We start from the raw sequence: 26113 nt of genomic DNA, 5'->3' as shown, positions 1-26113 counted from the left end.
TAGTAGGTATCATGAAAATTGATATTTGTTAGCTAGCTAACTATTTTGCTTGCTGCTTGGCCCCGCCCGACGTCAGTCGACGCCGACGAAACCACCGGTCTGGTGCTGCCACAGGCGCGCATACAACCCGCCATGGGCAATCAGCTCGGCGTGGGTGCCGGTCTCGATCACCTGGCCCTTGTCGATCACCACCAGGCGATCCATGCGTGCGATGGTCGACAGGCGGTGGGCGATGGCGATCACCGTCTTGCCGTCCATCAGGCTGTCCAGGCTTTCCTGAATCGCCGCTTCGACTTCCGAATCCAGCGCCGAGGTGGCTTCGTCGAGTACCAGGATCGGTGCGTCCTTGAGCAGCACGCGGGCAATGGCGATGCGCTGGCGCTGGCCGCCTGAAAGCTTCACGCCGCGTTCGCCGACCTGGGCTTCGAAGCCCAGGCCGCCCTGGCTGTCGTCCAGGGTGGTGATGAAGCTGTCGGCGCGGGCCTTGCGGGCCGCTGCCCAGAGTTCTTCGTCGCTGGCGTCGGGCTTGCCATAGCGCAGGTTGTCGCGGATCGAGCGGTGCAGCAGGGAGGTGTCCTGGGTGACCACGCCGATGTTGGCGCGCAGGGTTTCCTGGCTGACTTCAGCGATGTTCTGGCCGTCGACGAGAATCTGCCCGCTCTCCAGGTCGTAGAGGCGCAGCAGCAGGTTGACCAGGGTCGACTTGCCGGCGCCGGACGGGCCGACCAGGCCGATCTTCTCGCCGGGGCGGATTTCGAGATTCAGGCCGCTGATCACGCCGCCGCTCTTGCCGTAGTGAAAGTGCACGTCCTCGAAGCGCACGCCGCCTTGTTGCACCTGCAGCGGTTTGGCGTCCTCGCGGTCGAGTACATGGCGCGGCTGGACGATGGTCTGCATGCCGTCCTGCACGGTGCCGACGTTCTCGAAAATGCCGTTGACCACCCACATGATCCATTCGGCCATGTTGTTGATGCGGATCACCAGGCCCAGCGCCAGGGCGATGGCGCCGGTGCTGATCAGCGATTCGCTCCACAGCCACAGGGCCAGGGCGCCGGTGCCTACGATCAGCAGGCCGTTCAGGCAGGTGATCAGAAAGTCCAGACTGGTGATGATGCGCGTCTGCTGGCGGAACTTGTCGAGCAGCTCCTGCATGGCATTGCGGGCGTAGCTTTCCTCTTCGCGCGAGTGGGCGAACAGCTTGAGGGTGGCGACGTTGCTATAGCCGTCGACAACCCGGCCCATGACCTTGGAGCGCGCTGCCGAGGCCGCCGCCGAACGTTCCTTGATGCGTGGCACGAAGTACCAGAGCGCTGCGCTGTAGCCGATTATCCACAGCGTCAACGGCACGATCAGGCGTACGTCCGCCTCGGCGAACAGGTACAGCGCACTGCCGGCGTAGACCACCACGTGCCACAGCGCATCGATCACCTGCATGGCCGATTCGCGCAGCGACGGACCCGTCTGCATGACGCGCTGGGCGATACGCCCGGCGAAGTCGTTCTGGAAGAAATTCAGGCTCTGCTTGAGCACGTAGCGATGGTTCTGCCAGCGGATCAGGTTGGTCAGCCCCGGGTTGATGGTCTGGTGCACCAGCAGGTTGTGCAGACCGAATACCAGCGGGCGGATGACCAGCGCCACGACGGCCATCCACAGCAGCTCATTCTGGTGCTCGGCGAAGAAGGTGCGGGCATCGGCGGTGGCCTGGGCCATATCGATCAGCTGGCCGAGAAAGCTGAACAGCGCCACTTCGATCACCGCTGCGAAGAAGCCGACGACCAGCAGCACCAGCACCGGCGGCCAGACCTGCTTCAGGTAATGGGCGTAGAAGCGCAGCATGCCGGCAGGCGGCGCCACGTCCGGGCTGGGCTTGAAGACATCGATCAGATTTTCGAAGCGGCGAAACAACATGGCGTGCAGTCTGCTCTGGCGGAGAAGGAGGAATCAGGGCTGCTCGAGGCAGGCGCGCGGGGCGCCGGGGCGGGCCCACGTGTGCTGGCGCGTGGGTCGCCGGAGAGGCTCTATACGAAAAGTACCTGCGCTCGGTGATGCTTCGTTAAAAATCGATTCGGACTGCTCATTTACAACTCGTAAACTCCGCGTCCTCACCGATTTTTGCCTCGCCTGACCTTCGCTCGGAGACTTTTCGTACAGACCCTCGGGCGCGGATCAGAGGCGCTTGGCGTCGAGAATCACCACCGGATCGACCGGCACGTTCTGCTGGCCGGCGCGGTTGGCGGTACGCACTTGGGCGATGCGGTCGACCACTTCCATACCGCGGGTGACCTTGCCGAACACCGCATAACCGAAGTCGCGCGAGCCGTGGTCGAGGAAGGCGTTGTCGGTGTGGTTGATGAAGAACTGGCTGGTGGCCGAGTCGCGGACTTGGGTACGGGCCATGGCCAGGGTGCCGCGCACGTTGTGCAGGCCGTTGTCGGCTTCGTTCTTGATCGGCGCCTGGGTCTGCTTCTGGCGCATGTTTTCATCGAAACCGCCGCCCTGCACCATGAAGCCCGGGATCACGCGGTGGAATACGGTGCCCTTGTAGAAGCCGCTGTCCACGTAGGCGAGGAAGTTCTGGGTGCTGATCGGCGCTTTCTGCTCATCGAGCTGCACTTCGATCTCGCCCAGGCTGGTGGTCAGCAGTACGGTGGGGTTCTCGGCCGCCATCAGGTGAGCGGTGAACAGCAGCGAGCAGGCGGTGAGGGCGAGTTTCTTCAGCATCGGGTCTAGTCCTTGATTGAGGTGGCGGCAGTGTTTTCGACTTCCTGCATAAAGGCAAGCAGGCTGCGGTTGAAGCGTTCGGGCTGGTCGAGCGGCGTGGCATGGCGTGAGTCGTCGATCACCAGCAGGCGTGCGTCGGGCAATTCGTCGACATAGGCCTGCTTCTGCGCGACCGGCGTGTAGTCACGGTCGGCGCTGATCACCAGAGTAGGACAGGTGATGCAGCTAAGACGTTCACGCACGCCCCAGCCGATGATGGCGTCGAGGCTGGCCAGGTAGGCGCGCTTGTCGTTGAGCGGCCAGCGTTCCTCGACCTTGCGGCGCAACTCGGCCTGCTCGGGTTTGGGAAACAGCAGGCGAGCCAGGGCCTTGGCAGTAATTTCCAGCGGCAGCAGGCGGGCCAACGTCCAGCGCTTGGCGATTTGCAGGTAGTCAGCCGGCTTTTTCGCCTTCACCTCCGGCGCGCTGTTGACGATCGTCAGGCTGCGCAGCAACTGCGGCTGATCCACGCCCAGCTGGAAGCCGATCATGCCGCCCATGGAAATGCCGACCAGGTGTACGGGGGGCAGCTGCAGATGCTCGATCAGCGCCGCCACATCGCCGGCGAAGTCGGCGATACGGTAGCGCTGGCGCGGTTTGTCGGAGCGCCCGTGGCCGCGAACGTCAAGGGCGATCACCCGGTGGTGGGCGGCGAGCGCGGGAATCTGCAGCTCCCAGTCCAGGGTACTGGAGCCCAGGCCGTGCACCAGCAGCACTGGCGATCCTGCGCCGTGCTCCTCGAAGTACAGCCGGCAGCCGCGGTACTCGAAAAAGGCCATCGTCTCAGGCCGGGGTAACGGGCGCGGCGTCGAGCGGGGCGGCGTCGAAGCGCTGGATCAGGTCGGTGAGAATCTGCGTGGCCGGGCCCAGGGCCTTGTCCTTGCTGGCGTAGAGAAAGAACACCGGCTTGCGGTTACCGCCCTTGTCCAGCGGCAGTGGCTTGAGCAGGCCGTCCTTGAGTTCGCGCTCGATCATGTGCCGTGGCAGCCAGGCGAACCCCAGGCCGTTGCCCACGAAGGTCGCCGCGGTGGCCAGGCTGCCTACCGTCCAGCGCTGCTCGGCGCCCAGCCAGCCCACATCGCGAGGCTGGTGGCGCCCCGAGTCGCGGATCACCACCTGCATCTGGGTTTCCAGGTCTTGGAAGTTGAGGCCGCGCTGCAGGCGATGCAGCGGGTGATCCGGATGGGCCACGGCGATGAATTCCACCGGGCTCATCTCCGAGCCGAGAAAACCGGGAATGTTGTAGGCACTGATCGCGAGATCCGCAACGCCTTCCTTGAGTACTTCCTCGACGCCGGACAGCACCTCTTCGCGCAGGCGCACGCGGCAACCGCGGCTTTGCGGCATGAAGGCGGTCAACGCACGTACCAGGCGGGCGCTGGGGTAGGCGGCATCGACCACCAGGCGTACCTCGGCTTCCCAGCCCTGTTCCATGTGGTGGGCCAGGTCCTCCAGTTGGCTGGCCTGCTTGACCAACTGCCGGGAGCGGCGCAGCAACACGTCACCGGCCTCGGTGAGCACCGCCTTGCGGCCGTCGATACGTAGCAGCGGCACGCCCAGTTGCTCCTGCATACGCGCCACGGTGTAGCTCACCGAGGATTGCGAGCGGTGCAGCATCTCGGCGGCCTGGGCGAAGCCGCCGTTGTCGACCACCGCCTGCAAAGTGCGCCACTGATCGAGGGTTACGCGTGGAGCCTTCATTTCTTCTCCTTCACAGGCGGCTGTGCACGGGCAGGGCGCAGCCTCTAGACTGTCGGCTCACCTCGGAGGCTGGCCATGAAAAAATTCTGTTGCGCGCTGATCGTCTGCTTGCCGCTGGCAGCGCAGGCTTATCCCATCGAACTGGAAAAGCAGTTCAACGGCGCCGAAATCTCGGCGAGCACCCAGGAAATCGACCACAACATGGCGGCCGTTCTGGTGCAGAACTACGGCTCGCAGGCCGCCTCCTGCAAGGCGGTGTTTCGCAACGGCCCCGAGGCGCCGCGCACCCGCAGCACCAACCTGGCGGCGGGACAGAGCGGCAACCTCACGGTGAAGTTCGCCCGCAGCATCATTCGCCTGCGTGTGGATCTGACCTGCCAGCCTCAATAGGTCGATCAGACTAGGGTCAGCCAGCCGACAAATCAACTTCCTCGATAGATATGGGCGAATAGCCCTATCTTTTTATCGGATATCGATCACGCGCGCCTCGCTCTAGCCGCCCCGGATTGTTTGTCCATCGGTGAACCGTTATGGTGCGCCGCCCGTTCGACAGCGGCACTCGCGTATCCGCCTGCGCCGCCGCCACGGCAATCGCGCAGTTGCCTGATAGGCTAAGCGGCGCGGGCGACTTTTCCCTTCTCGAGGTGCGCGATGACGCTTTCCGGACCCGGCGTGCTGTTCTCTGTCAGCGCCTCGATCCTGTTCGCCCTGATCCCCGGCTATGTGCAGATGCTCACGCCGCTGGACGGCTTTCAGGTGTTCGCCCAGCGCGTGCTCTGGTCGATTCCGGCCGTTTTGCTGCTGCTTACGCTGCTGCGCCAGTGGCCGTTGCTGCTTACCGCCTTGCAGCGCCTGCGCTGCGAGCCGCTGCTGCTGGCCGCGCTGCCGGTGGGCGCCGCGCTGATCGGCCTGCAGTGGTTCATGTTCGTCTGGGCGCCGCTGACCGGACACATGCTTGATGTCTCCCTGGGTTACTTCCTGCTACCGCTGGCCATGGTGCTGGTCGGTCGGGTGTTTTACGGCGAGCGCCTGCGCCCGCTGCAGAAGATCGCCGTGGTCTGCGCCTTCGCCGGCGTGCTGCACGAGCTGTGGCAAGCTCAGGCATTTTCCTGGGTCACCCTGGTCACCGCCCTTGGCTATCCGCCTTACTTCATGCTGCGCCGCTGGATGCGCCTGGACGCGTTGCCGGGCCTGGTACTGGAGATGCTGGTGATGGCGCCCTTGGCCATCTGGCTGATCGTCCACTGGGCGCCGGCCGGCATGTTCGCCGAGTACCCGCGCCTGTGGTGGATGGTGCCGGGCATGGCGCTGCTCGGCACAATCGCCCTGGCGCTGATGATGGCCTCGTCGCGCCTGCTGCCGCTTGGGCTGTTCGGCATTCTCAGCTATGTGGAGCCAGTGCTGCTGTTCATGTTCAGCCTGCTGTTCTTGGGCGAGCAGTTCGACCCGGATCAGTTCATGACCTACCTGCCGATCTGGGTGGCGGTGGTGCTGGTGGGCTGGGACAGCGGCCGTTTGCTGCTCAAGCAGCGGCGCATGCAGACCGCAGCCTGAGTGCTTTGCGCTAACCATTCAGAGAAAGCATTCGGCCCCGCGGCGCGAACGCGGTAACCTATGCGGCTGATTTAGCATTTGCATCGAGGTTGCCCCGTGTTTGCCCAATTTGCCCTGCATGAACGTCTGCTCAAAGCCGTGGCCGAGCTCAACTTCACCGAGCCCACTGCGGTGCAGGCCGCTGCGATTCCTCCGGCGCTGGAAGGCAAAGACCTGCGGGTGATCGCCCAGACCGGCAGCGGCAAGACCGCTGCCTTCGTACTGCCGATGCTCAACCGCCTGCTTGGTGATGGCAGCTCCAAGGCGCGGGTCAGTGTGCGCGCACTGATCATGCTGCCGACCCGCGAGCTGGCCCAGCAGACCCTCAAGGAAGTAGAGCGCTTCGCCCAGTTCACCTTCCTCAAGGGCGGGCTGATCACCGGCGGTGAAGACTTCAAGGTGCAGGCCGCCATGCTGCGCAAGGTCGATATCGTCATCGGCACGCCAGGCCGCCTGATCGAGCATGCCAACGCCGGCAACCTGCTGTTCGATGACGTCGAGGTGCTGGTGCTCGATGAAGCCGACCGCATGCTCGACATGGGCTTCGCCGAAGACGTGCAGCGCCTGGCCGAAATGTGTAACCGCGAGCACCAGACCCTGCTGTTCTCCGCTACCAGCGGCGGCGCTGGCCTGCGCGAAGTGGTCGCCAAAGTGCTGCGCGAGCCCACGCACCTGCAGCTCAACCGCGTCAGCGAACTGGCCGAGGGCACCCGCCAGCAGATCATCACCGCCGACCACAATTACCACAAGGAACAGCTGGTCGAGTGGCTGCTGAGCAACGAGACCTACGACAAGGCGATCATCTTCACCAACACCCGGGTGCAGGCCGACCGCCTGTACGGCAAGTTGGTGGCCAAGGAATTCAAGACCTTCGTGCTGCACGGTGAGAAGGATCAGAAGGACCGCAAGCTGGCCATCGACCGCCTGCGTCAGGGCGCCGTCAAGGTGCTGGTCGCCACCGACGTGGCGGCGCGCGGCCTGGATGTCGAGGGCCTGGATCTGGTGATTAACTTCGACATGCCGCGCTCCGGTGACGAATATGTACACCGCGTCGGCCGTACCGGCCGTGCCGGCAGCGAAGGTCTGGCTATCTCGCTGATCACCCACAGCGACTGGAACCTGATGTCGAGCATCGAGCGTTACCTCAAGCAGCGCTTCGAGAAACGCACCGTCAAGGAGCTCAAGGGCAGCTACCAGGGGCCGAAGAACCTCAAGGCATCCGGCAAGGCCGCGGGCACCAAGAAGAAAAAGGTCGACCCGAAAACCGGTAAGAAGATCGCCAAGAAGCCCGCGGCAAAGACGCCAGCCAAGCGTAATACGGTGAACAAGCCGAAAAGCGATGCCGGCCTGGTAAGCCAGGACGGCCTGGCGCCTCTCAAGCGCAAGGCGCCGTCGACTGACGCTTGATGTTTTAGCGGGTCACCGGCAGCAACTGCCGGTGACCGTTATTGAACCTGTTCTTCAACCTCGCCGCCAATTTCTTCCAATTCCTGCAAGCGCTGATCGTAAGCATCGCAGTCGGTGGCGTGCTCGCCGCTGCTCTCCGGTTGCGCCTCTTTGAGTTCCTGGCGCAGCACCGCGGCGCGCTCTGGATCGCGTTGGGTGATTTCCTCGATCTTGGCCGCCAGTTCCTGCGCCTTGCCGGCTGCCTCTTCGGTGGTGCAAGCCTGCGCCTGCCCCATGCCATAAAGGGCCAGTGCCAGGCCGAAGAGTGGTGCTATGTGCTTGATCATGCTCGAATCCTCACGCCTTGGTATCCGAGCGGTTGAGTGCCTGCCAGCGCTGATGGTTCAGGGCTTCTGCCCGGCGCCTACTACTTGTTATCCAGGCTTCTGACGGTCAGATCCAGAGCCTTCTGCATGTCCAGCCGGGCGGAGCGGCCGATGTCCTTGTCATTGAGATCGAAGCCGCGCTCCGACGGCAGGATCGGTGCGGTCAGGTCATCGGCATCGGTAGGCTCGAAGTCGAATTCTTCGCCGATGGTCATGGCGCTGCGGCGCAGCAGCATGCGCAGCTGGTCCGGGTGCAGCTGCGGGTTGATCGACATTAGCGACGCCACCACGCCGGCCACCAGCGGCGTGGCGTAGGAGGTGCCGCAATGCACGCTGCCCTGCTGGTTTTCCGCGGCGGTGGAGGCGCGTACGCAGGCCGCGGCGGTGATGTCCACCCGGGTGTCGACGTTCGATGAGCTGCGCCGTTTTACGTAGGCCGGGTCGTCCACGGCGACGTCCCGGTCGCTGCGTTGGTGGCCGCCGACCACGAACAACTGCTCGGTGACGAACGAGGAGGGCAGGCGGTAGTCATCGGCGCCGGAGAACGAGGCACCGTTGCCGGCCGAGTTGACTACCACCACGTCCGGATGCTCGCGGCGCAGCCACAGAAAGAACTCCTCCAGCAGCTCTTCATAGCCGCTCATGGCAATACCGGAGCGCACCAGCGAGTCGATCTCGTCGCCGTTGATGTCCTTTGCGCCGATGCGGTGAATGCCCCAACTCCAGTTCAGCACACGTACGCCGTCTTCGACCAGATTGACCGAGGCGGCGACGTTGGCGGTGATGCCAGCGTCCGAGTTGCGGTCGACGATCACCTCGAAGCCCGGGCCAGCGCCATCCAGGCCGCGCAGGAAGCCGGTATTGCCACCGTCGTCCCAGCGCGCGGCCAGGATGCCGGCGACGGTGGAGCCGTGGCCGTCCGGCTTGTCGGCGTCGCGGCTGTACAGGCGAGTATGCGGCGTGTTGCCCTGACGCTCGGCGGCGCCCAGATAGTCCTTGAAATCCGGCGCGTCGAAGTCGACGTTGCGCTCGATCAGGCCGATGCGTACCGGCTTGGTGGCGATGGGCGAGCGTTTGGAGGGAATGCGGCGCTGGTAATAGTTGACCGCATCGACGAAGCGGTTGGCGGCCCATTCCTCCTCGTTCAACTGCTCGTCCTTGCTCTCGCCCGACGGCGCTTCCTGCTCCTCGGCGGAGGATTCCTCGATCACCACGGCATCGACGCTCAGCTCGCTGCCCAGGCGCAGCACCATGGCGTCACGCTGGACCAGGTCCTCGGCCGGCAGGCGCAGCTGGTAAGTGTTTAGCGGTGCGATGGCACCGACCACTTCGGCGCCGTATTTCCTGGCCAGCGCCTTGGCGGTATCCAAGCCGTTGGCATCTTCCTCGATCACCACGCTGACAAGATCGACGTAGGTGTTCAGGCCGTCCATGTTCTTTGCCACTTCACCCGGTTTGGCGGCCACGACGTGGCTGCCGGCCATCGACAGCCACACGGGGTTACTTTCCTGCTCGCCCTGTTTCAGCCACAGCGGGCCGCTCTGGTAGTCCTTGCTGTCGAGGGTGATGCGCAAGCCGTCCTGACGCTTCACCGCACTTTGCGGCAGGGGCTTGCCATCGAGCAGCACCTGCAACTGGCCGTCGGACACGCCGCGCGCATTCAGGCAGAAGGTCTGGCGCTGGGTGTCGAGCACGTCCTCGCAACGATAGAGGTGCTTAAGCCGCAGCGGCTCGGCGGCCAATACCGAAGGCGCTATGCTCGCCACGAGCAGAGCGCTGAAGATGGGGCGCAGCAGGGGCTGGCGGAGCATGGCGAGGTCCTTTGTGCGGGGGCTTGGGCCTCAGACTGGCGGGCGCAGAGCTTGGTTCAGGCGACGTTCGGCGGATAACCCGAACCCTGTGCGAGGCGCTGGCGTCACAGCTCTACAGGCGCACAGGCGCCGATAAGAACGGAGACCAAGCCATGACGATTCATCAGCACACCCACAACTGGGATCTAGTCGAACGCATGCTCCACGCGGTACAGAACGGCGCCGGCCAGCCATTCGTGCCGCGCCGCTGCGCCGAAGAACTGGCCGATGCCTTGCAGCAGGCCGGCAAGCCGGTCGACAACCTCGACTCGCTCAAGGCCCAGGCCGACGATTACGAGGCCATGCTGCTCGAAGGCGGTTTCATCTCCCCACGGCCAGAAAGCGACGGTGGCAATGGCGAGAATTTCGTGCTGACTCCGCGTGGCGCGCAATTGCTGAGCATGATCGACAGCACCTTTCCGGGCGAGCAGCACCCGCGCGAGGTGCTAGACCGCCACGGCCTGACGGCGCTGACGCCGTCGGTGTTCGACGGTCTGGCGTCGCGCGAGGCGCTGGTCTGATACCCAGCGACGCCCTGGCCGCGTAAACTGTTCGCTCACGGTCTGGCCTGCCAGGCCAAGGGAAGAGTCGGCGCGGCGAGGGCGTTTCTGGGATGAAGTGGTGGGCAATCGGACTGCTGCTGTTGGCGATCGACGCCACGGCTGAAGAGCTAAGGATCGGCTTTGGTACGCATAAACCGCCGTATATCTTCCAGGGCGAGCAACGAGGGCTGGAGTACGACATCGTGGTCGCCGCTGCCCGTGCCGGTGGCATGCAGGTCATTCCCTCCTATGCACCGCCGGAACGCTTGCATCGTGCCTATAGTCGTGGCGACCTCGATGGCATCGCCAGCACGCGCCTGCAAGGCGGAGTGAACAGCTTCTACACCCAGCCTTACATCAGCTATCAGCATGTGGCCATCGCGCTAAGCGCGCGTAATTATCGAATCGAGCGTATCGCGGACTTGGGCAATTATTCGATTCGCGCCTTCCAGCGGGCACGCATCGTGCTGGGCGATGAATTTCAGCGCATGGCCGAGGCCAACCCGCGGTATTACGAGGAGGCTCAGGAGATCGCCCGCAATCGCCTGCTGTACAGTGGCCGGGTCGACGTGGTGATTGGCGACCGGCGGGTGCTGCATTACTTCAATCGCGAGGTGTATCGCCAGGTGGATGTCAGCCAGCCGATCACCGAGTACCGGCTGTTCCCACCGACTTCGTACCAGTTGGGCATGCGTGATCAGTCGGCACGTGATCGTTTCGATCAGGGCCTGGCCGAGATTATCGCCAGCGGCGAATACGCACAGATCGAGCGCCGCTATGCGATGTACTGAGCCGCCCCGTCACTGAGTCAGTTCTTCGCTTTCCTCGTCGACCTTGGCGGCTAGCATCTCGCTCTCTATGGGGCGCGTTTCGACGCTGAAGTCGGTGATTTCGATGGAGCCCTTGCCTTCGCCCACTAGGTGGAAGGAGAACGCCTTGCGGGTGTCCAGGTTGTCGAAGGCGAAGCTCACTTCTACCGGCTTGCCCTTTTTCAGGACGGGTATCTCCGGGACGTTGATCAGCACGTCGCGGTCGAACTCCTTGGTCTTCAGGCGCAGCGTGGCGCCTGCCGCGCTCATGTTCAGCGCATTGATCTTCAGGGTCACGCGGGTTTGGGTGCCCTTGGGTAGCTCCAGATACTGGGCTCCAATCAGGTTGTCGGCCCAGTCGTCGCCAGGCGTCGGGCTCAGACGAATGCGCGCGTTGCTGGCGAACTGCAGCACCTGATTGTCCTGGCCATCGGTCAGTGAGCGATCCAGCAGCTCGGCACGCAGGCTCACCTGGCGCGCCGGCTTGCCGCTCACGCGGCCCAGATATGCGGCATCGGCAGCGATAAAGCCCGGACTGGCGTAGCGCCGGCAAACCTGCTGGAAGTTGCATTCGGTCAGCGTGCCCTGGCCGTCGTGCTCACGCAGCAGGCCGTTGGTGTAGGAGATGATCTGGCGGCCCTGGTTGTAGTCGCGCAGCATCGAGCGCCCGGCGATGTTGGCCGGCAACGGCAGGGCCAGGTAGTCGAGCACCGAGGCGGTCAGGTCGATATGCCCGTACACACCGCGCTTGAGTGACGGCAGCTGCGCCTGCTCGGGCGCCAGCATCAGATTGAAGCCCCAGGCCGAGGCTAGGCGCACGTTTTCGATGCCGTGGGATTCGTCCGAGGTGACCACCACCAGGGTGTCGTCGAGCACGCCGCGTTTTTGCAGGCCATCGAGGAAGTCACCCACTGCATCGTCCAGATAGGCGATAGCCGCCTGTTTGGCGCTGGCATGGCGTTCCAGATAGTCAGCCGGTGCGGAGTAGGGCTGGTGGGTGCCGACGGTCAGCAGGGTCAGCATCCACGGCGCTTTCTGCTTACGCAGGCCGTCGACGTAAGTCAGCGCGCCTTCGAAGTAGGCCTTGTCGTCCATGCCCCAGGCGAAGTCCAGGTACGGCGTGTTGCGGAACCAGTCGCGGCCCAGGGTCTTGTCGAAACCCATGCGCGGCATGATCTGGTCCTTGGCCATGAAGCGCAGCCCGGCACCCTGCAGAAAATGCGTGCTGAAACCATTGTCACGCAGCTGGGCCGGCAGGCACTGGGCGGCCCGCACGGCATTGCTCAATAGCTCGATGCCCTTGGGTGTGCCCGAATTGAGCTTGTCATAGTCGCCGCAAAGCATTGCGTACAGACCGCGAATGGTCTGATGGGCGTGTAGCACGTAGTCGCTGGTCAGCATGCCGCGCTCGGCCCAGGCGCTCAGGCGTGGCATCAGATCTTCCTGATACGGGCTGCCGATGGCCCGACGGCTGGCGCCGATATAGGCACCGGGAATGCCTTCCAGGGTGATGATCAGCACGTTGCGCGCGCGGCCTGGCTCGCTGAGCAGCGGCGTGCCGTCCATGTCCAGGCGGGTCAGGCCGCTGGCATCCGGCGGGCTGTGGGGTTGGCCGCGGGTCATCCAGTCCTCGACGCCCAGCTGGGCCAGGCTGACGCCTTCGGCCAGCCATTTATGTGGCAGATTGAATTGCACCCACTGGTCCGCTTCGCTGGGGCTGCGATATTGGTAAACGGCATGGGCGGCGAACAACGCCACGGGTGCCAGCAGCCAGACAACTGACGGTTTGCACAGCGGCGGGCGCGCGGCGAGTAAGACAAAGAACGCAAGAACCGCAAGGATCAAAGCGCCAGCCAGCCAGGGATGGGTAAGGCCACCGCCCTGGGTCGAGTGGCTGAGAAATTGGGCGTCGGCCAGGTAATGCAGGTCCGCCAGCTCGGGCATGCGGCCAACGGCGCTGACCAGCTCGATGGTGCCCAAGTTGAAGACTACCCAGGCCACTGCTAGCGGAATGCCCAGGAGCAGCCGACGACGCAGCGCCAGCCACAGCAGCAGGCTGCCAATGGCCAGGTCGGAGAGGTAACCGAACGGGTGTGACCAGCCCAGCGAGTAGCGACCGAGCAGTGGCAACGCGATGAACAGGACAACCAGTACCAGCACGGTGCTGGCCGGTCGCTGCAGCCAGGGGCTGAGAAAACGCACGTATCTTCCTTAAAACGATGATCCACAGACGACAGCACTGCGTATCGGCTCAGACGAGCGATGACCTCAATGCTGGAAAAGACGGTCATCATTTTGAAACATGCGTGTGCTCATCGCCAGCGACAAGCGCCGAAGATGGGAATTAAGTCGTTCAAATCATTGCCCGGGCGGGCGAGAGGCGGGACTGCCGACCTGGCGCCTGGGTGAAGGCGCTGCAGGTCGATACAGACGAAAATTACTTCTTGGAAATGGTGATGTGTCGGCTGGCCGGGCCATTGGTCTGGCCGCTGACGCCCTTGGCGATCTCCTGGATCTTGCCGCCGGACTTGAGGAACGCCGCTACCTGAGCGTCGATCGACTCGCTGGTTTCTACGGCAGGGGCGGGCTTGGGCTTGCTGTGGGATGCTTTGACGCGCATGACGGTCATAGGTGCCTACTCGATTCATCAAGATGGCCGCCCATTGTATCACCGCTGAGTGCTTCGCTGTTCATTCGATGACCAGTGGACGAACCGCTGGTTGCCGGTCGGGCTTCGCGGCGACGACTCGGGTACACTGCCGGCCTGAAAATGAGGGTAGGTACCATGGCTGTTATCGGACGTATGAATTCCTTGCAGGTCGTCAAGCACACCGACTTCGGTCTGTATCTGGACGGCGGGGCGGACGGCGAGATTCTGTTGCCCAAGCGCTACATCCCCAAGGATTCGCCGAGCGAGGTGGACGACTGGCTCAACGTGTTCGTCTACCTGGACAGCGAAGACAAGCTGATCGCCACCACCGACAAGCCCAAGGTGCAGGTTGGCGAGTTCGCCAGCCTCAAGGTCGTCGACATCAACCGCGTCGGCCTGTTTCTCGACTGGGGCCTGCCCAAGGACCTGCTGCTGCCGCATTCGGAAGAAAAGCGCCCGCTGCAGATCGGCGATTACTGCGTGGTGCACGTATTCGTCGACAAGCGCAGCCGCCGCATTACTGCCACCGCGCGCCTGGACCGCTACCTGGACAAAGTGCCGGCCACCTACCAGGCCGGTGAAGAGGTCGACCTGCTGGTGGTCGAGTCCACCGACATGGGCTTCAAGGCGATCATCAACGGCAAGCACTGGGGCCTGATCCACAAGAACGAAGTGATCGGCTTCATGCGCAGCGGTATCCGCCAGCCCGGCTACATCAAGGAAATGCGCAGCGACGGCAAGATCAGCCTCAGCCTGCAGCCGGTCGGCCAGCAAGTCGCCGACACCCTTGGCGAACAGATCCTGCAGCGCCTGCGCGACAACGGCGGTGTGCTGGAGCTGAGCGACAAGAGCGCGCCGGAGCGCATCAGCGCCATGTTCCGGGTCAGCAAGGGCAACTTCAAGAAGGCCATCGGCGGCCTCTACAAGCAGGGCCTGATCCACATCCATGACGAGCGCATCGAACTGGTGAAATAGCCGTCACCGGCGCCCCAGCAAAAAGCACTTGAGCGCCGCGCAGTGCATGCCAATAATGCGAGCCCACGCCGGTGTAGCTCAGTCGGTAGAGCAGCGCACTCGTAACGCGAAGGTCGTAGGTTCGATTCCTATCTCCGGCACCAGAAAATGAAAAAGGCCCGCACTTTGATGCGGGCCTTTTTCGTTCTTGGAGGTCGTCTAAGCCGATTCGGATCAGGTTGCTGCTTCGCCAAGGCTCTGATGGTGGTCGGTGATATCAGGAGCGCACGCCCAGCCGGTACGAGGTCGCTGCCAACGGGCACCCATGTGTCTGATTGCTAGATGCTGGTGAACCTCAATTGCGAATACGCACTGACCGAGCAGCTGGTGCTATCGGGTTACCTGAAGAGCCTGTTCGAAAAGCAGTAGATCACCAACAATCGCAATGACGAGATCATCCATGTCGGCCCGTAGCGCAGACTCGGGCTGGTGTTCGACTACCGGCTGTAAGGCGAGCTGTGCCTGACTGGCCCGCGCCTTTGAGGCGCTCAGACCACGTCGCTGCCGAGCAAAGCGCGCAATTCATCCAGCAAAAAACTCGGCCCCTGGTACAGCGCCTTGGTCGACAGTAAGTGAGTACGCTTATCCACCCGTACCAGCAGTTGCGGCACGCCCTGGATGCCAAAGCGGCTCATCAGTACCTGGGCGCTCTGGACACGCACATCGGTTTGCTGGGCAAGCTGATGGTCCGATGTCAGCTGCCGGGCCAGTTCCTCGCTGTCGCGCAGGTGGCCAGCTTCTGCAAGGATCTGAGTCGTCAGGCACGCGACGACCTCGGCTCTGGCGGTGTTTTCACCACGCACGTATCTGGCCAGCTGCAAATGCCTGAGCAACCGCGGCTCCATTGTCGGGTGGATCTGCCGAGCTGCCGTCAGGGCGCGGTTGATGGCAGTCGAGTCGAACGCCGTGGTGGTATCGGCCAGTATCTTGTCACGGTAGGTCGTGCTGAACACCTCTCCGGTTGCCGCTTCGATGCGCTGATCATTGCTCCAGGCATGAGCTGCCCAACCAGCCGACATGGTGCGGGCTCCAGCACCGGAGAACAGGCCGCTGGGCAGCATATCCAGCTGGTCTGGCCAGCGCTCGGCCAGGGTAGCCAGCGCCTGGGAACTGGCATAGCACCAGCCGCACAGCGGATCGAAGATGTACTGGAAATTGAACGATGCCATGGTCAGCTGTCCCGAGAAGAGTCGTCGCGGCACTCTACGGCTTAGGAGGGGCGTGATATAGGCTCCACAGGTTGCAGCTATGTTGCACAATCCGAACAGATCGGAGCGTGGCGCCATCACATCAGGTGGCGAACCAGGGCTGCAACCAGAATCCCGGTGGCAATGGCCGCCAGCGGCTTCTTGACCAGCAGCATGACGATGGCGGTGGCGAGCAGGGCGAGGCGGGCGCCGGCATCGCCTTCCAGGGCCAGGGGCGCAAGCAGAGCTACCAGCACCGAGCCGGACATGGCGCTGATGAATTGCTGGGTTCGGGTGTTGATCGGCACGAAGGACATGACGAACACGCCGCCCCAACGGGTGGCCAGGGTGACCACCGCCATGACGATCACGACGATCAGCGCGCCGGAGCCGGCGGTTTCCATCATCATGCCTTTTTCTCCATCCACAGGGCGCCCAGCAGCCCGCCGGCAATGGCGCCGACCACTACGTGGCTGTTGCTGGGCAGATACCAGTAGGCCAGCAGCGAGGCGAGGGCCGCGACGGCCCAGATGATCAGGATGCGCAGGTTCTTCTGGCCGCCGACGACCATGGCTAGCAGGAAGCAGCCCATCACCATGTCGAGACCAAAGCTCACCGGGTCGTCGATGGCGCTGCCGAAATAGATGCCCAGCCAAGTACCCAGCAGCCAGGCCAGCCACAACGCCAGGCCACCCCCGAGCAGTAGCCCGAGCCCGGGTTTGCCGGCGCCGAAGGCCTGCATCGACATCGCCCAGTTGGCGTCCGAGGCCACCAGCATCACGCCATAACGCTTGGCCGGCGGCAGGCTGCTGAGCCAGGGATACAGCGTGGCGCCCATCAGCAGGTGGCGGGCATTGATGGCGAATACCGTCAGTGCCAGGGGCACCAGCGGTACCTGGGTGCCCCACAGGTCCAGCGCGGCGAATTGTGAGGCACCGGCGAACACCAGTGCGCTCATCACCAGGCTGGTTTCGGTGCCGAGCCCGGTTTGCGTGGCGGCCAGTCCGAATGCCAGCCCGAATAGCACCACGAACGCCGAGATCGGCAGGAACTGGCGAAAGCCGCTCCAGGTGAGGGCGGCAGTGAGGACGTGCAGCTGTTTTTCGTCGTGAACGGGCATAACGATCCTGGTTGTTGCGGTAACACCGCCGTACGACGGTGTTACCGGTCCATATTTTGCGTGCTGACGACGGTTGATTGCCGGCGGGACGGGATCGGCAGTTTACCAAGCCCGTCTTCGCATTCGTGCGTTTTAGAGCGGCGGCGTGCGTGGTGGGATCTGCCGCTTGCTGCCGGTCGCCTCGAAAGCCGAGCCCAGCTGCAGCAGCGCGTTGTCGTCGTAGGCGCGGCCGGCGAAGGTCAGGCCGACCGGGATGCCGATATCGGCCATCACGCCCATGGGCACGGTCACGGTCGGCACACCGAGATGGCGGATGGCGAGGTTGCCATTGGCGACCCAAATACCATTGCTCCAGGCGATGTCCGCCGACTCGAGATTCACGTCGGCATCGGCCGGGCCCACGTCGGCGACGGTGGGGAACAGCACGGCGTCCAGCCCCAGTTCGTCCATCCACTGTTCGAGGTCGAGCTGGCGGGTTTTTTCCAGGCCGCGCAGGCCGTCCGGCACGCTAGCGATCTCGTCCCAGGCCTTGAGGCCGCGCTGGGCCATGCGCACGTACTCGTCCATGCCGGCGGCCAGGTCATCTTCACGATTGGGCAGGGTGCCGGGATCATGGGGGAAGATCTGCGGTCCATCGACATCGGCCAGGCGGTTTAGCTTGGGGTCACCATTGGCGCGCAGGAAATCATCGAACGCCCAGCCGGACAGCTCCCAGAGCTCATCATGCAGAAACTCGCGGGACACCAGGCCGCGGTTGTAAACGGTCGGCGCGCCGGGGCGGTCGCCCTCGCAGTTGGACACCAGCGGGAAATCCACTTCGACCACCGTGGCGCCGGCGCTTTCCAACGCCGCGCGGGCCTGTTCCCAGAGGTCGATCACCGAGGCGCGGGTGTGGATACGCTGGCCGGTCGGGCCGCCGATGCCGGGCTTCTCGCTGGTGCCGGCCAGCTCGTCCTTGTTGATGTACATGCGTGGCACACCCAGGCGCTTGCCTTTCAAGGCTTCGGGCTTGGCTGCCAGATCGAGATAGGACGCCGGGCGAATGTCCGAGGCTTTCGGGATTGGTACCCAGGGCTGCAGGCGCCACAGGTCGCCGCGGGTATCTGCGTCATCGGCGACCACTACGTCGAGCACTTCGAGCAGGTCGCTCATGCTGCGGGCATAGGGCACTACCACGTCCATGGTCGGCGTCAGCGGCCAGTTGCCACGCACCGAAATCACCCCGCGCGACGGCGTGTAGGCGCACAGGCCGTTGTTCGAGGCCGGCCCACGACCGCTCGACCAGGTTTCCTCGGCCAGGCCGAACGCGGAGAAGCTTGCCGCCGTTGCGGTACCGGCACCGTTGGACGAACCGGAGGCGAACGGCGCGGTGAGGTACTTGACGTTGTAAGGGCTTTCCGCACGGCCATACACGCCGCGCTGCATACCGCCATTGGCCATTGGCGGCATGTTGGTCTTGCCCAGGCAGATGGCGCCCGCGGCACGCAGGCGCTCGATGGTGAAGGCGTCGCGCTGGGCGACCAGATCCTTGAAGGCCGGGCTGCCCGATGCAGCGGTCAGGCCCTTGACCAGGTAGCTGTCCTTAGCTGTGTAGGGAATGCCATCCAGCGGGCTCAGCAGCTCGCCGCAAGCGCGGCGGGCATCGGAGGCTTCGGCTTCCTGCAGGGCATCGGGGTTGCGAACCACCACGGCGTTGAGCTTGGTGGGCGTAGCGGCGCCGTCATAGGCATCGATCCGCGCCAGATAAGCCTTTACCAGCTCGACCGCGGTGGTGCGGCCGGCCTCGAGCGCTGCGCGCAGCTCGGCGATGGAGACTTCGGTTACCTCGAACATGCTGTCACCCCTTATGGCTCGCGGGCCGGCGATGTTATTTGTGTGCCAGATGCCCGGTTGGATAGCGGCTTACTTGCAGCCGATCGGAGGCCGATTCTAGTGCCCGCCGTGCAGAAGGTGCAGCCCCTGGCGTTCAATTTTCTGCACAGTGCAAGGATGCTATAAAGTGTCACCTGGTTTTCAGCGAGGTGCCGCGATGTATATTTCGATCAAGCCCGTGGACCTGGACAAGGCCTACCGCCTGCTCAACCATGGGCCGACCGTGCTGGTGTCTGCCCGTCATGACGGCGTCGACGGGGTGATGGCCGCCGCCTGGGCCTGCGCGCTGGATTTCGACCCGCCCAAGCTCACCGTGGTGCTCGACAAGAGCACCGCCACTCGCGGGCTGGTCGAGGGTAGCGGTCAGTTCGTCATCCAGATACCGACCGCCGCGCAGCTGGAGCTGACCTATCAGGTCGGCTCGCGCAGCCTTAGTGATGAGCCCGGCAAGCTGGCCGCCAGCGGTGTCGAGCTGTTTGCCCTGGGTGACGCAGATTTACCGTTCGTGGCTGGCTGTTCGGCGTGGCTGGCCTGCCGGCTGATTCCCGAGCCCCATAATCAGCAGGCGTATGACCTGTTTATCGGCGAGGTCACCGCGGCTTGGGCCGATGATCGTGTGTTTCGCGACGGACGCTGGCACTTCGAAGATGCTGATCCTGCCTGGCGCAGCCTTCATCATGTGGCCGGCGGTCACTTTTATGGTATCGGCGAGGCGCTGACCCGCAAATGATTCGGTGCGCGTGCTGTCTCAGGCAGACATGCATTGCAGGCGCTCTGGCGCCCGGATCGGAGTTCACAATGAAGGCACTGATCGGTCTTACTCTGGCGCTAGCCGTCATGGCCGGCGCTTCTGCCGCGCTGGCTGATGAGCGCGCGCCGCAAACCATCCGCGTGATTCCCAAGTCGTACGTCAGCCCCGGGGCGAGCGGTAGCGTCGATACCTACGAGCGCCAGGAGCAATACAACCTTTATGGCGGTCAGCGCCTGCCACAAGGCATCAACACCCGCCGTTATGAAAGCGGGCAAAGCAGCTCCACCTTCGAGACCCGCGGCGGCATCCGCCAGAGCACCGAGTATCCCAATGGCTATGAAGTGCAGAGGTATCCGGGGCAGGGCAGCCATCAGTACGAACAGCGGCGTTAAGCCGCATTAGACTTTGGTCTAAAAAGCGAGGGGTTTCGACTAAGGTCGTCTGTCAGAAGTTGAATGCTGACATACAGTTATCCGTACCAGCATCCTGCTGTGGAGGATAACAATAAAATGAACGACAGCATCTACCGGCGGATCGAGCAAAATCCGCGCTTCCAGGAACTAGTAGCCAAGCGCGAGCGATTCGCCTGGATACTCTCCGCCATCATGCTCGGCATCTACGTCGGCTTCATTCTGCTCATCGCCTTCGTGCCTGGCCTGCTCGGAACCCGCATCAGTGCGGACTCGCCGATCACCTGGGGCATTCCAATTGGTGTCGGGGTAATCCTGTCTGCGTTCGTGCTGACTGGTATCTACGTGCGCCGCGCCAACAGCGAGTTCGACAACCTGAACCAGGCGATCCTGGACGAGGTGGGCAAATGATCGGCCGTATCCTTAGCGCCCTGGCCCTGATGGCCATGGCACCGGCCCTGTGGGCCGACGCGCTGACCGGTGATGTGCAGCGCCAGGCGGTCAACACGCCTGCCATCGTGATGTTCCTGGCTTTCGTCGGTGGCACCCTGTGCATCACCTACTGGGCTTCGAAACGCAGCAAGTCGACGTCGGACTTCTATACCGCGGGGGGCGGTATCACCGGCTTCCAGAACGGTCTGGCCATCGCTGGCGACTACATGTCGGCGGCGTCCTTCCTGGGTATTTCCGCCCTGGTGTTCACCTCCGGCTACGATGGCCTGATCTACTCGATCGGCTTTCTGGTCGGCTGGCCGGTGATCCTGTTTCTGATCGCCGAGCGCTTGCGCAATCTGGGCAAATATACCTTCGCTGATGTGGCGTCCTATCGCCTCAAGCAGAAGGCACCCTGTCGGCCAGCGGCTCGCTGGTTGTAGTGGCCTTCTACCTGATCGCGCAAATGGTTGGTGCCGGCAAGCTGATTCAGCTGCTGTTTGGCCTCGACTACCACGTTGCGGTCGTGCTGGTCGGCATCCTGATGGTGATGTACGTGCTGTTCGGCGGCATGCTGGCCACTACCTGGGTACAGATCATCAAGGCGGTGCTGCTGCTCTCCGGCGCGTCGTTCATGGCGCTGATGGTGATGAAGCACGTCGGCTTCAACTTCGCGACCCTGTTCTCCGAAGCCATCAAGGTACACGCCAACGGTGAAGCGATCATGAGCCCCGGTGGCCTGGTCAAGGACCCGATCTCGGCGATCTCTCTCGGCCTGGCGCTGATGTTCGGTACTGCTGGCCTGCCGCACATCCTGATGCGCTTCTTCACCGTGAGCGACGCCAAGGAAGCCCGCAAGTCGGTGTTCTACGCCACCGGTTTCATCGGCTACTTCTACATCCTGACCTTCATCATCGGCTTCGGCGCGATCCTGCTGGTCAGCACCAACCCGGCCTTCAAGGACGCCACCGGCGCGCTGCTGGGCGGCAACAACATGGCGGCGGTGCACCTGGCCAACGCCGTGGGCGGCAGCATCTTCCTGGGCTTCATCTCGGCGGTAGCCTTCGCCACCATCCTCGCGGTGGTTGCCGGTCTGACCCTGGCGGGCGCTTCGGCGGTTTCCCACGACCTGTATGCCAGCGTGTTCAAGAAGGGCAACGTCAACGAGAAGGACGAGCTGCGCGTTTCCAAGATCACCACCGTGTGCCTGGGTGTCCTGGCCATCGGCCTGGGCATTCTCTTCGAGAAGCAGAACATCGCGTTCATGGTGGGCCTGGCCTTCTCCATCGCGGCGAGCTGTAACTTCCCGGTGCTGTTCCTTTCCATGTATTGGAAAAACCTGACCACCCGCGGCGCGATGATCGGCGGCTGGCTGGGCCTTATCACCGCCGTGGTGTTGATGGTGCTTGGCCCAACCATCTGGGTCTCGGTACTCGGCCACGCGAAGGCCATCTTCCCGTACGAATACCCGGCGCTGTTCTCGATCGCCGTCGCCTTCATCGGTATCTGGTTCTTCTCGATTACCGACAAGTCCAAGGCTGCCGACGAAGAGCGCGCGCTGTTCCTGCCACAGTTCGTGCGTTCGCACACCGGCCTGGGAGCCAGTGGCGCTTCGGCTCACTGATCCACTGCTGGTAAACAAAAGGGGCGGCCTTCGGGCCGCCCCTTTTTTGTTTGCGTGGCGGATCGGCTTGCGCACCGCGGGATTGTGCTGGTGGATCTGATCGGCAAGTTGGCTCTTGCTGGAGGCAGCCGCTGAGCCCTGGCGGCAGGTGAGGCTCGGCTGTAAGGTCAGCCATTTTGAGGCGCAGCAGAGGCGATTAGTGGTGCCGGCGACGGGAAGGTCTGGCTCATATGCCGCGAAAGCGACTGCTGAACCTGAGAGAATCACCGCGCAGTGACAGAAGGTGCGAGTACCGCTCGCCGATAGTGCCGTAGCCGGCCTAGCTACCGTCAGGCCATTTCCACAGTCGGGTAGATATCGATATGGATGCGGTTGCGACCGGCGCGCTTGGCTTCGTAGAGCTGCTGGTCGGCGCGTTCCAGCCAGTCCCGCCAGCTTTCGTCGGCGTACAGCACGGCACCACCCATGGACACGGTCACCGGGCCATCGGGCGTTTTCAAATGCTGGGCGATCTGTGCCTGCAACTGCAGGGCAGCCGCACGCAAGCCCTTTTCGTTGGTGTTGCTGAGTAGCAGCAGGAATTCTTCGCCACCAAAGCGGAACAGCCGGTCTTCATGGCGGAAGCAGCGGTTGGTCAGCTCGACGAATTTGATCAGCACCTGGTCACCCATCGGATGACCGAAGCGGTCGTTGACCTGCTTGAAGTGGTCCATATCGATGACCAGCACAGCGCTGCTGATGCCGTGCCGGCGTTTATTGGCCACGGCGATCTTCAATTCCTGATCCATTATCCGGCGGTTGCGGGCGCCTGTCAGCGCGTCGCGAGTTGCCCAGGATTGTAGCTGCCTGCGCTGATAGGCGGCACGCTGGGCGAAAATGAAGCTCATGATGCCGGCGACCATCGCGGTGACGAGGAACGATAGCATTTGGTAGTGACTATCGAATACCGAGCCCGGCACCAGGGTCGCGTACGTTACCAGCACCGATAGCACCGCGCCCGTTGCCAGTAGCGCGATCAAGGGCACTACCATGAAGAAGTTCAGCAGGATCAGCGGATAGATCCAGAAAAGGCCGTTGACGCCCAGCTTGACTGCAATCAGCGTTGCGCAAAGGGAATCGACCGCTACCAGCCATAATCCGGCTTTGCGGGTATCGCCGGTTCGCCAGGCATAAGACATCGCCGCGATGGTCGACAGGACGATAACGGTGTCGGCGATGCCGACCGGGTAGTTGCCCTGGGAAAGGCGGTAGACCGCGTAGGGCGTAATGCCGAGCACACCGAAGAAGCCCATCAGGGTAATGATGCACAGCTGAAAATCCTTGCGCAGTCGCGCAAGAACACGGTTGAAACGTCTGCCCATGGCCTATTGTTCTCATAGATCGCGTGCTCGTCTGGCAGCCGATCTCGCACCTGTCTATAGCGCTTGGATCCATGGACAGCATCCATGGCGGGCAGTTGCGGCTATCGAGAAGCTTAGTGGCGGAAATGCCAGTGTCACTCTGGCTATGAGATATCAGAGTGCCATTGCGTTCAATATTTTTTTCAATCTGTAACGCTGCAGGCGTTCGGCCAGCGTTTCGGGCAGTGACGGGCAGGGTTCGAATCCCAGGCGGCTATAGAACGATTCGAGATCCGGGTGACAGAACAGCCACACCGGTGTGTCGACCTTTTGCAGGGCGCAGGTGATCAGTGCGCTGGCCACGCCTCGATGGCGTTGGTCGGCATCGACCAGCAGACTGGTCAGCCATTGCCCGTGGGCCATGGGCTGCAGGCACAGGGCGGCGATGATCTGCTTGTCTTCAGCCACCCACACCTGGTGGGCCGCCCGGGTGCGCATAGCCGAATGCTGGCTACGGTAGAACTTGTCGGCCAGGGGGCGCAGGTGGTCGGGCAGGCGGCGAAACGTTGGCATCGATCTGGCAGTTCATGAGAGTGCGCCAGTCTACGTTTCCGCTGCCCGGGCGACCAGTATCAGGCACTGCGTTTGAGAAGGCGCACGGCGCTGATTTCTGGTAGATCATCGCGGCGCAGGTAGACGCGCAGTGGTTCGCTGATAGCCAGGCGCTCGTCGATGCGCAGCTCGGCCAACAGGCGCAGGCGGTCGCGCTTGAGCGTCATCAGGTCGGCGCCGTCCGCGGCTTGCCAGACGAATTCGCTGGTTGGAGTGATGCTATCTTCGGCCACATCCAGACCGAAGGAATCTTCGCTGAAGCGCATGATGTGCTGGCCGGTCTTGAGGTTGAAACCCACGAACCCTTGCAACTGGTCGGCCGCGGCGCAGATGCCGGCAGAAGTGATAGCCATTGTGAGCCCTCGCGTAAGTGGATCGGCTCAGGCTAAGGGCTGGATGCGCGGGTGCCTTGTCGTGGATCAATGAATCGCCGGCCTGCATGCTGTGTCATTGCCGCAGCATGCAGGCCGATCAGCCTTCCGGCAGCGAGCGCGGCTGCGGGCCGATATCGCGGATGGAGTTCGACACGCGGTAGTTGGGCGCCTGCAGGGCGCTGCGGATCTTCTCGTAATCCTCGTACGGCAGGCCGCTGCGGCTGAGCATTTCCAGGGCGAACTGCTTGATCTCGGCGTCGGTGTAGGGGCGTTCGGCAGCCGACTGCGGGGTGGCGCAGCCGGCAAGCGAGAGGGTAAGAAGGGTGAGCAGAATGAGCAGTGAACGTTGCATGGTGGGCACCTGTGAGCGAGATCTTTGATAGCGCGTAGGCTATTGGCTGGCTCGCTGGCGCAGAAATCATTCACCTCGATAGTGGCTATCGGCACCTGAGGGCCTGTTCATGATCTTTCAGCCCAGACTAGGTGAGTTTGGCAATAAAGTGCTGGTAGCAGCCATCGTCGAGCGGGCCATGCCCGCGATTTTTCGCGCGCATGGCGCGCTCCCACAGTGGATCGGCTAGCGGCCGCTTCTGCCTTGTACCTACCGCTTCAGGCACATAAAGATCGTAAACAGGTTCTAAGAGGCTAAGTTGCGATCAACCCTTGGGCCAGATCAGCGGCAGTACATGCAGGCGCAGCAGCGGTGCCAGGTCGTCGCCATGCGGATCGTCAGGATGCAGCCAGCGCAGCTCTTCGAGCTCGGCTGCCGGTGCGACAGGATGGGAGAGGGCGGCGCGAAAGATATCGGCTTCAACGCGGGTATCGGCTTCGTTGGCGGCCGCTTCATTGAAACGGCCCAGCGGCGTGAAGGCCGTTTCAGGTAGCGTCAGATTCAGCTCTTCGTCGAGCTCGCGGGCCAGGGTCCGCAGGGCGCTTTCACCGGCTTCACGTTTGCCGCCTGGCAGCATGAACATGCGTGTGCCGCGTTTGCGCACCAGTAGCAGCCGGCCTGCGTCGTCGAGCAGGCAGGCGGCTGCGATGTTCAGGGTGCGTGGTGGCATGCTCAGCGCAGGTGGCTGTGCGGGGTTTCCAGCAGGCCGACCTTCACCGCCATCAGCGGCGAGTTGTTGATCCACACGTCGTCGATGACGATGGTGCGGCCAACATCTTCCTTGTCGGCGGCGACCAGCAGGTAGTAGGTGCCATCTTCCGGCGCTTCACCATCCCAGCCCATGCTGGTCATGCCGATTACCGTGGAAGGACGGGCAGGCTTGTTGGGGATGACCGTGCCGTAGGCGTCCATCAACACGGCGCGGGGCTTCAGGGCGAACTTGTTGATGCCCATGCAGGTGTGGTCGCAGAACGAGTTGACGTTCAGGCGATAGCGCTCGCCCTGCTTGAGCTTCAGCGAATAGACGCGATAGTTGGACAGTGAGCTGCCGAACTGCATGCTGGCATCGCCGGCGATGCCGTGGGGCACGCTGCTCTGCGGATCCAGCGGCAGCGGCACGACCTGGGCGTTGTGGATCGCCTCCAGGTTGCTGCGTACGATGCTGTCCTGATCGGCCGAGGCGGGGGCCTGCGCCGAGTGAGGTACGCCGCTGCAAGCTCCGAGCATAAAGCAGGCGGCAAGAATGAGGGATTTGTGCACGATGAAGCTCCTGTAAGGCGTATTCCACTGCGCCCCTGATGGGCGCGAA

At 63.1% G+C, this 26113-nt stretch carries 27 protein-coding genes, 1 tRNA gene and 1 pseudogene; 11 read left to right on the top strand and 18 right to left on the bottom strand.

From position 1 onward, the window contains the following. Positions 1 to 72: 72 nt before the first annotated feature. The 4 genes from BM279_RS06120 to BM279_RS06105 form a co-directional block, all read right to left on the bottom strand. Positions 73 to 1908 (bottom strand): ABC transporter ATP-binding protein, encoded by a 1836-nt coding sequence (locus tag BM279_RS06120; RefSeq protein ID WP_093501935.1) that lies wholly within the window; start codon positions 1906 to 1908, stop codon positions 73 to 75. Positions 1909 to 2166: 258 nt separating this feature from the next. After that, on the bottom strand, positions 2167 to 2721 hold the full coding sequence (locus tag BM279_RS06115) for a peptidylprolyl isomerase (RefSeq protein WP_027910300.1): 555 nt from the start codon (positions 2719 to 2721) through the stop codon (positions 2167 to 2169). A gap of 5 nt (positions 2722 to 2726) precedes the next feature. After that, positions 2727 to 3539 carry an alpha/beta fold hydrolase gene (locus BM279_RS06110; protein WP_093501933.1) on the bottom strand — a complete coding sequence of 271 codons (813 nt, stop codon included), beginning with the start codon at positions 3537 to 3539 and terminating at the stop codon, positions 2727 to 2729. A gap of 4 nt (positions 3540 to 3543) precedes the next feature. Then, on the bottom strand, positions 3544 to 4461 hold the full coding sequence (locus BM279_RS06105) for a LysR family transcriptional regulator (protein WP_093501931.1): 918 nt from the start codon (positions 4459 to 4461) through the stop codon (positions 3544 to 3546). A gap of 75 nt (positions 4462 to 4536) precedes the next feature. Between BM279_RS06105 and BM279_RS06100 the strand changes: the two genes are divergently transcribed. The 3 genes from BM279_RS06100 to BM279_RS06090 all read left to right on the top strand — a co-directional run bounded on the left by BM279_RS06100 (position 4537) and on the right by BM279_RS06090 (position 7461). Further along, the gene (locus tag BM279_RS06100) at positions 4537 to 4851 is read left to right on the top strand and encodes a 3-phosphoglycerate kinase (RefSeq protein WP_093501929.1); all 315 of its coding nucleotides are present in this window, start codon (positions 4537 to 4539) and stop codon (positions 4849 to 4851) included. 261 nt (positions 4852 to 5112) lie between these two features. Next, on the top strand, positions 5113 to 6015 hold the full coding sequence (gene rarD, locus BM279_RS06095) for an EamA family transporter RarD (RefSeq protein ID WP_093501927.1): 903 nt from the start codon (positions 5113 to 5115) through the stop codon (positions 6013 to 6015). 96 nt (positions 6016 to 6111) lie between these two features. Then, positions 6112 to 7461 (top strand): DEAD/DEAH box helicase, encoded by a 1350-nt coding sequence (locus BM279_RS06090; RefSeq protein WP_093501925.1) that lies wholly within the window; start codon positions 6112 to 6114, stop codon positions 7459 to 7461. A 38-nt stretch (positions 7462 to 7499) separates the two neighbouring features. Here the strand turns inward: BM279_RS06090 and BM279_RS06085 are convergent, their stop codons facing one another. Beyond that, positions 7500 to 7787, bottom strand: coding sequence for a hypothetical protein (locus tag BM279_RS06085; RefSeq protein WP_093501923.1), 288 nt, complete (start codon positions 7785 to 7787; stop codon positions 7500 to 7502). 80 nt (positions 7788 to 7867) lie between these two features. Next, positions 7868 to 9637 (bottom strand): S8/S53 family peptidase, encoded by a 1770-nt coding sequence (locus BM279_RS06080; RefSeq protein ID WP_093501921.1) that lies wholly within the window; start codon positions 9635 to 9637, stop codon positions 7868 to 7870. Positions 9638 to 9789: 152 nt separating this feature from the next. Between BM279_RS06080 and BM279_RS06075 the strand changes: the two genes are divergently transcribed. Beyond that, positions 9790 to 10197 carry a transcriptional regulator gene (locus BM279_RS06075; RefSeq protein ID WP_093501918.1) on the top strand — a complete coding sequence of 136 codons (408 nt, stop codon included), beginning with the start codon at positions 9790 to 9792 and terminating at the stop codon, positions 10195 to 10197. Positions 10198 to 10289: 92 nt separating this feature from the next. Next, positions 10290 to 11009 (top strand): substrate-binding periplasmic protein, encoded by a 720-nt coding sequence (locus BM279_RS06070; RefSeq protein ID WP_093501916.1) that lies wholly within the window; start codon positions 10290 to 10292, stop codon positions 11007 to 11009. Positions 11010 to 11018: 9 nt separating this feature from the next. On the opposite strand, the gene BM279_RS06065 is transcribed toward BM279_RS06070, so the two are convergent. Both BM279_RS06065 and BM279_RS06060 read right to left on the bottom strand, forming a co-directional pair. Next, positions 11019 to 13229: an LTA synthase family protein gene (locus tag BM279_RS06065; RefSeq protein ID WP_093501914.1), complete on the bottom strand. Its 2211-nt coding sequence runs from the start codon at positions 13227 to 13229 to the stop codon at positions 11019 to 11021. A 235-nt stretch (positions 13230 to 13464) separates the two neighbouring features. After that, entirely contained in the window at positions 13465 to 13656 is a 192-nt protein-coding gene (locus BM279_RS06060) for a hypothetical protein (protein ID WP_013792078.1), read from the bottom strand. A 156-nt stretch (positions 13657 to 13812) separates the two neighbouring features. Between BM279_RS06060 and BM279_RS06055 the strand changes: the two genes are divergently transcribed. Together BM279_RS06055 and BM279_RS06050 are read left to right on the top strand one after the other, a co-directional pair. Continuing rightward, entirely contained in the window at positions 13813 to 14652 is an 840-nt protein-coding gene (locus BM279_RS06055) for a CvfB family protein (protein WP_093501912.1), read from the top strand. 67 nt (positions 14653 to 14719) lie between these two features. Beyond that, a tRNA-Thr gene (locus BM279_RS06050) sits at positions 14720 to 14795 on the top strand. Between the two features lie 384 nt (positions 14796 to 15179). Here the strand turns inward: BM279_RS06050 and BM279_RS06045 are convergent. From BM279_RS06045 to BM279_RS06030, 4 genes are all read right to left on the bottom strand, one after another. Further along, entirely contained in the window at positions 15180 to 15860 is a 681-nt protein-coding gene (locus BM279_RS06045; protein WP_093501910.1) for a DsbA family protein, read from the bottom strand. Between the two features lie 116 nt (positions 15861 to 15976). Continuing rightward, positions 15977 to 16288, bottom strand: coding sequence for an AzlD family protein (locus tag BM279_RS06040; RefSeq protein WP_093501908.1), 312 nt, complete (start codon positions 16286 to 16288; stop codon positions 15977 to 15979). Continuing rightward, entirely contained in the window at positions 16285 to 16998 is a 714-nt protein-coding gene (locus BM279_RS06035; RefSeq protein WP_093501906.1) for an AzlC family ABC transporter permease, read from the bottom strand. The genes BM279_RS06040 and BM279_RS06035 overlap by 4 nt, the downstream gene beginning before the upstream one ends. Positions 16999 to 17130: 132 nt before the next feature. Continuing rightward, positions 17131 to 18831 carry an amidase gene (locus BM279_RS06030; RefSeq protein WP_093501904.1) on the bottom strand — a complete coding sequence of 567 codons (1701 nt, stop codon included), beginning with the start codon at positions 18829 to 18831 and terminating at the stop codon, positions 17131 to 17133. 196 nt (positions 18832 to 19027) lie between these two features. Here BM279_RS06030 and BM279_RS06025 point away from each other — a divergent pair, with 196 nt between their 5' ends. From BM279_RS06025 to BM279_RS06010, 4 genes and pseudogenes are all read left to right on the top strand, one after another. After that, a complete protein-coding gene (locus BM279_RS06025; protein WP_093501902.1) occupies positions 19028 to 19600 on the top strand; it encodes a flavin reductase family protein in 573 nt (190 codons plus the stop codon). A 68-nt stretch (positions 19601 to 19668) separates the two neighbouring features. Next, a complete protein-coding gene (locus tag BM279_RS06020) occupies positions 19669 to 20013 on the top strand; it encodes a hypothetical protein (protein ID WP_093501900.1) in 345 nt (114 codons plus the stop codon). A 117-nt stretch (positions 20014 to 20130) separates the two neighbouring features. Beyond that, entirely contained in the window at positions 20131 to 20442 is a 312-nt protein-coding gene (locus tag BM279_RS06015; RefSeq protein ID WP_070886806.1) for a DUF485 domain-containing protein, read from the top strand. Further along, a pseudogene (locus tag BM279_RS06010) lies at positions 20439 to 22087 on the top strand (cation acetate symporter). The gene BM279_RS06015 and the pseudogene BM279_RS06010 overlap by 4 nt, the downstream one beginning before the upstream one ends. A 329-nt stretch (positions 22088 to 22416) precedes the next feature. On the opposite strand, the gene BM279_RS06005 reads toward BM279_RS06010, so the two are convergent. The 6 genes from BM279_RS06005 to BM279_RS05980 form a co-directional block, all read right to left on the bottom strand. Continuing rightward, positions 22417 to 23448 (bottom strand): GGDEF domain-containing protein, encoded by a 1032-nt coding sequence (locus BM279_RS06005; RefSeq protein WP_093501898.1) that lies wholly within the window; start codon positions 23446 to 23448, stop codon positions 22417 to 22419. A 153-nt stretch (positions 23449 to 23601) separates the two neighbouring features. Continuing rightward, the gene (locus BM279_RS06000; protein WP_093501896.1) at positions 23602 to 24000 is read right to left on the bottom strand and encodes a GNAT family N-acetyltransferase; all 399 of its coding nucleotides are present in this window, start codon (positions 23998 to 24000) and stop codon (positions 23602 to 23604) included. Positions 24001 to 24059: 59 nt separating this feature from the next. After that, positions 24060 to 24392, bottom strand: coding sequence for a DUF2025 family protein (locus BM279_RS05995; RefSeq protein WP_093501894.1), 333 nt, complete (start codon positions 24390 to 24392; stop codon positions 24060 to 24062). A 118-nt stretch (positions 24393 to 24510) separates the two neighbouring features. Then, positions 24511 to 24765 carry a hypothetical protein gene (locus BM279_RS05990; protein WP_093501892.1) on the bottom strand — a complete coding sequence of 85 codons (255 nt, stop codon included), beginning with the start codon at positions 24763 to 24765 and terminating at the stop codon, positions 24511 to 24513. Positions 24766 to 25069: 304 nt separating this feature from the next. Beyond that, positions 25070 to 25474: an NUDIX hydrolase gene (locus BM279_RS05985; RefSeq protein WP_093501890.1), complete on the bottom strand. Its 405-nt coding sequence runs from the start codon at positions 25472 to 25474 to the stop codon at positions 25070 to 25072. A 2-nt stretch (positions 25475 to 25476) separates the two neighbouring features. Then, the gene (locus tag BM279_RS05980; RefSeq protein ID WP_093501888.1) at positions 25477 to 26064 is read right to left on the bottom strand and encodes a hypothetical protein; all 588 of its coding nucleotides are present in this window, start codon (positions 26062 to 26064) and stop codon (positions 25477 to 25479) included. Positions 26065 to 26113: the final 49 nt, after the last annotated feature.

Source organism: Phytopseudomonas straminea (assembly GCF_900112645.1).
Lineage (GTDB): Bacteria > Pseudomonadota > Gammaproteobacteria > Pseudomonadales > Pseudomonadaceae > Aquipseudomonas > Aquipseudomonas straminea.
This window is presented reverse-complemented; position numbering and strand designations above follow the sequence as displayed.

Excerpts from the sequence above, each read along its gene's own strand:
- BM279_RS06000 (WP_093501896.1), bottom strand. The coding sequence starts at position 24,000 with ATGCCAACGTTTCGCCGCCTGCCCGACCACCTGCGCCCCCTGGCCGAC.
- BM279_RS06080 (WP_093501921.1), bottom strand. The coding sequence starts at position 9,637 with ATGCTCCGCCAGCCCCTGCTGCGCCCCATCTTCAGCGCTCTGCTCGTG.
- BM279_RS06005 (WP_093501898.1), bottom strand. The coding sequence starts at position 23,448 with ATGGGCAGACGTTTCAACCGTGTTCTTGCGCGACTGCGCAAGGATTTT.
- BM279_RS05985 (WP_093501890.1), bottom strand. The coding sequence starts at position 25,474 with ATGCCACCACGCACCCTGAACATCGCAGCCGCCTGCCTGCTCGACGAC.
- BM279_RS06015 (WP_070886806.1), top strand. The coding sequence starts at position 20,131 with ATGAACGACAGCATCTACCGGCGGATCGAGCAAAATCCGCGCTTCCAG.
- BM279_RS06115 (WP_027910300.1), bottom strand. The coding sequence starts at position 2,721 with ATGCTGAAGAAACTCGCCCTCACCGCCTGCTCGCTGCTGTTCACCGCT.
- BM279_RS06105 (WP_093501931.1), bottom strand. The coding sequence starts at position 4,461 with ATGAAGGCTCCACGCGTAACCCTCGATCAGTGGCGCACTTTGCAGGCG.
- BM279_RS05995 (WP_093501894.1), bottom strand. The coding sequence starts at position 24,392 with ATGGCTATCACTTCTGCCGGCATCTGCGCCGCGGCCGACCAGTTGCAA.
- BM279_RS05990 (WP_093501892.1), bottom strand. The coding sequence starts at position 24,765 with ATGCAACGTTCACTGCTCATTCTGCTCACCCTTCTTACCCTCTCGCTT.
- BM279_RS06110 (WP_093501933.1), bottom strand. The coding sequence starts at position 3,539 with ATGGCCTTTTTCGAGTACCGCGGCTGCCGGCTGTACTTCGAGGAGCAC.
- BM279_RS06100 (WP_093501929.1), top strand. The coding sequence starts at position 4,537 with ATGAAAAAATTCTGTTGCGCGCTGATCGTCTGCTTGCCGCTGGCAGCG.
- BM279_RS06075 (WP_093501918.1), top strand. The coding sequence starts at position 9,790 with ATGACGATTCATCAGCACACCCACAACTGGGATCTAGTCGAACGCATG.
- BM279_RS06085 (WP_093501923.1), bottom strand. The coding sequence starts at position 7,787 with ATGATCAAGCACATAGCACCACTCTTCGGCCTGGCACTGGCCCTTTAT.
- BM279_RS06045 (WP_093501910.1), bottom strand. The coding sequence starts at position 15,860 with ATGGCATCGTTCAATTTCCAGTACATCTTCGATCCGCTGTGCGGCTGG.
- BM279_RS06055 (WP_093501912.1), top strand. The coding sequence starts at position 13,813 with ATGGCTGTTATCGGACGTATGAATTCCTTGCAGGTCGTCAAGCACACC.
- BM279_RS06020 (WP_093501900.1), top strand. The coding sequence starts at position 19,669 with ATGAAGGCACTGATCGGTCTTACTCTGGCGCTAGCCGTCATGGCCGGC.
- rarD (WP_093501927.1), top strand. The coding sequence starts at position 5,113 with ATGACGCTTTCCGGACCCGGCGTGCTGTTCTCTGTCAGCGCCTCGATC.
- BM279_RS06025 (WP_093501902.1), top strand. The coding sequence starts at position 19,028 with ATGTATATTTCGATCAAGCCCGTGGACCTGGACAAGGCCTACCGCCTG.
- BM279_RS06120 (WP_093501935.1), bottom strand. The coding sequence starts at position 1,908 with ATGTTGTTTCGCCGCTTCGAAAATCTGATCGATGTCTTCAAGCCCAGC.
- BM279_RS06035 (WP_093501906.1), bottom strand. The coding sequence starts at position 16,998 with ATGCCCGTTCACGACGAAAAACAGCTGCACGTCCTCACTGCCGCCCTC.
- BM279_RS06040 (WP_093501908.1), bottom strand. The coding sequence starts at position 16,288 with ATGATGATGGAAACCGCCGGCTCCGGCGCGCTGATCGTCGTGATCGTC.
- BM279_RS06070 (WP_093501916.1), top strand. The coding sequence starts at position 10,290 with ATGAAGTGGTGGGCAATCGGACTGCTGCTGTTGGCGATCGACGCCACG.
- BM279_RS06060 (WP_013792078.1), bottom strand. The coding sequence starts at position 13,656 with ATGACCGTCATGCGCGTCAAAGCATCCCACAGCAAGCCCAAGCCCGCC.
- BM279_RS06030 (WP_093501904.1), bottom strand. The coding sequence starts at position 18,831 with ATGTTCGAGGTAACCGAAGTCTCCATCGCCGAGCTGCGCGCAGCGCTC.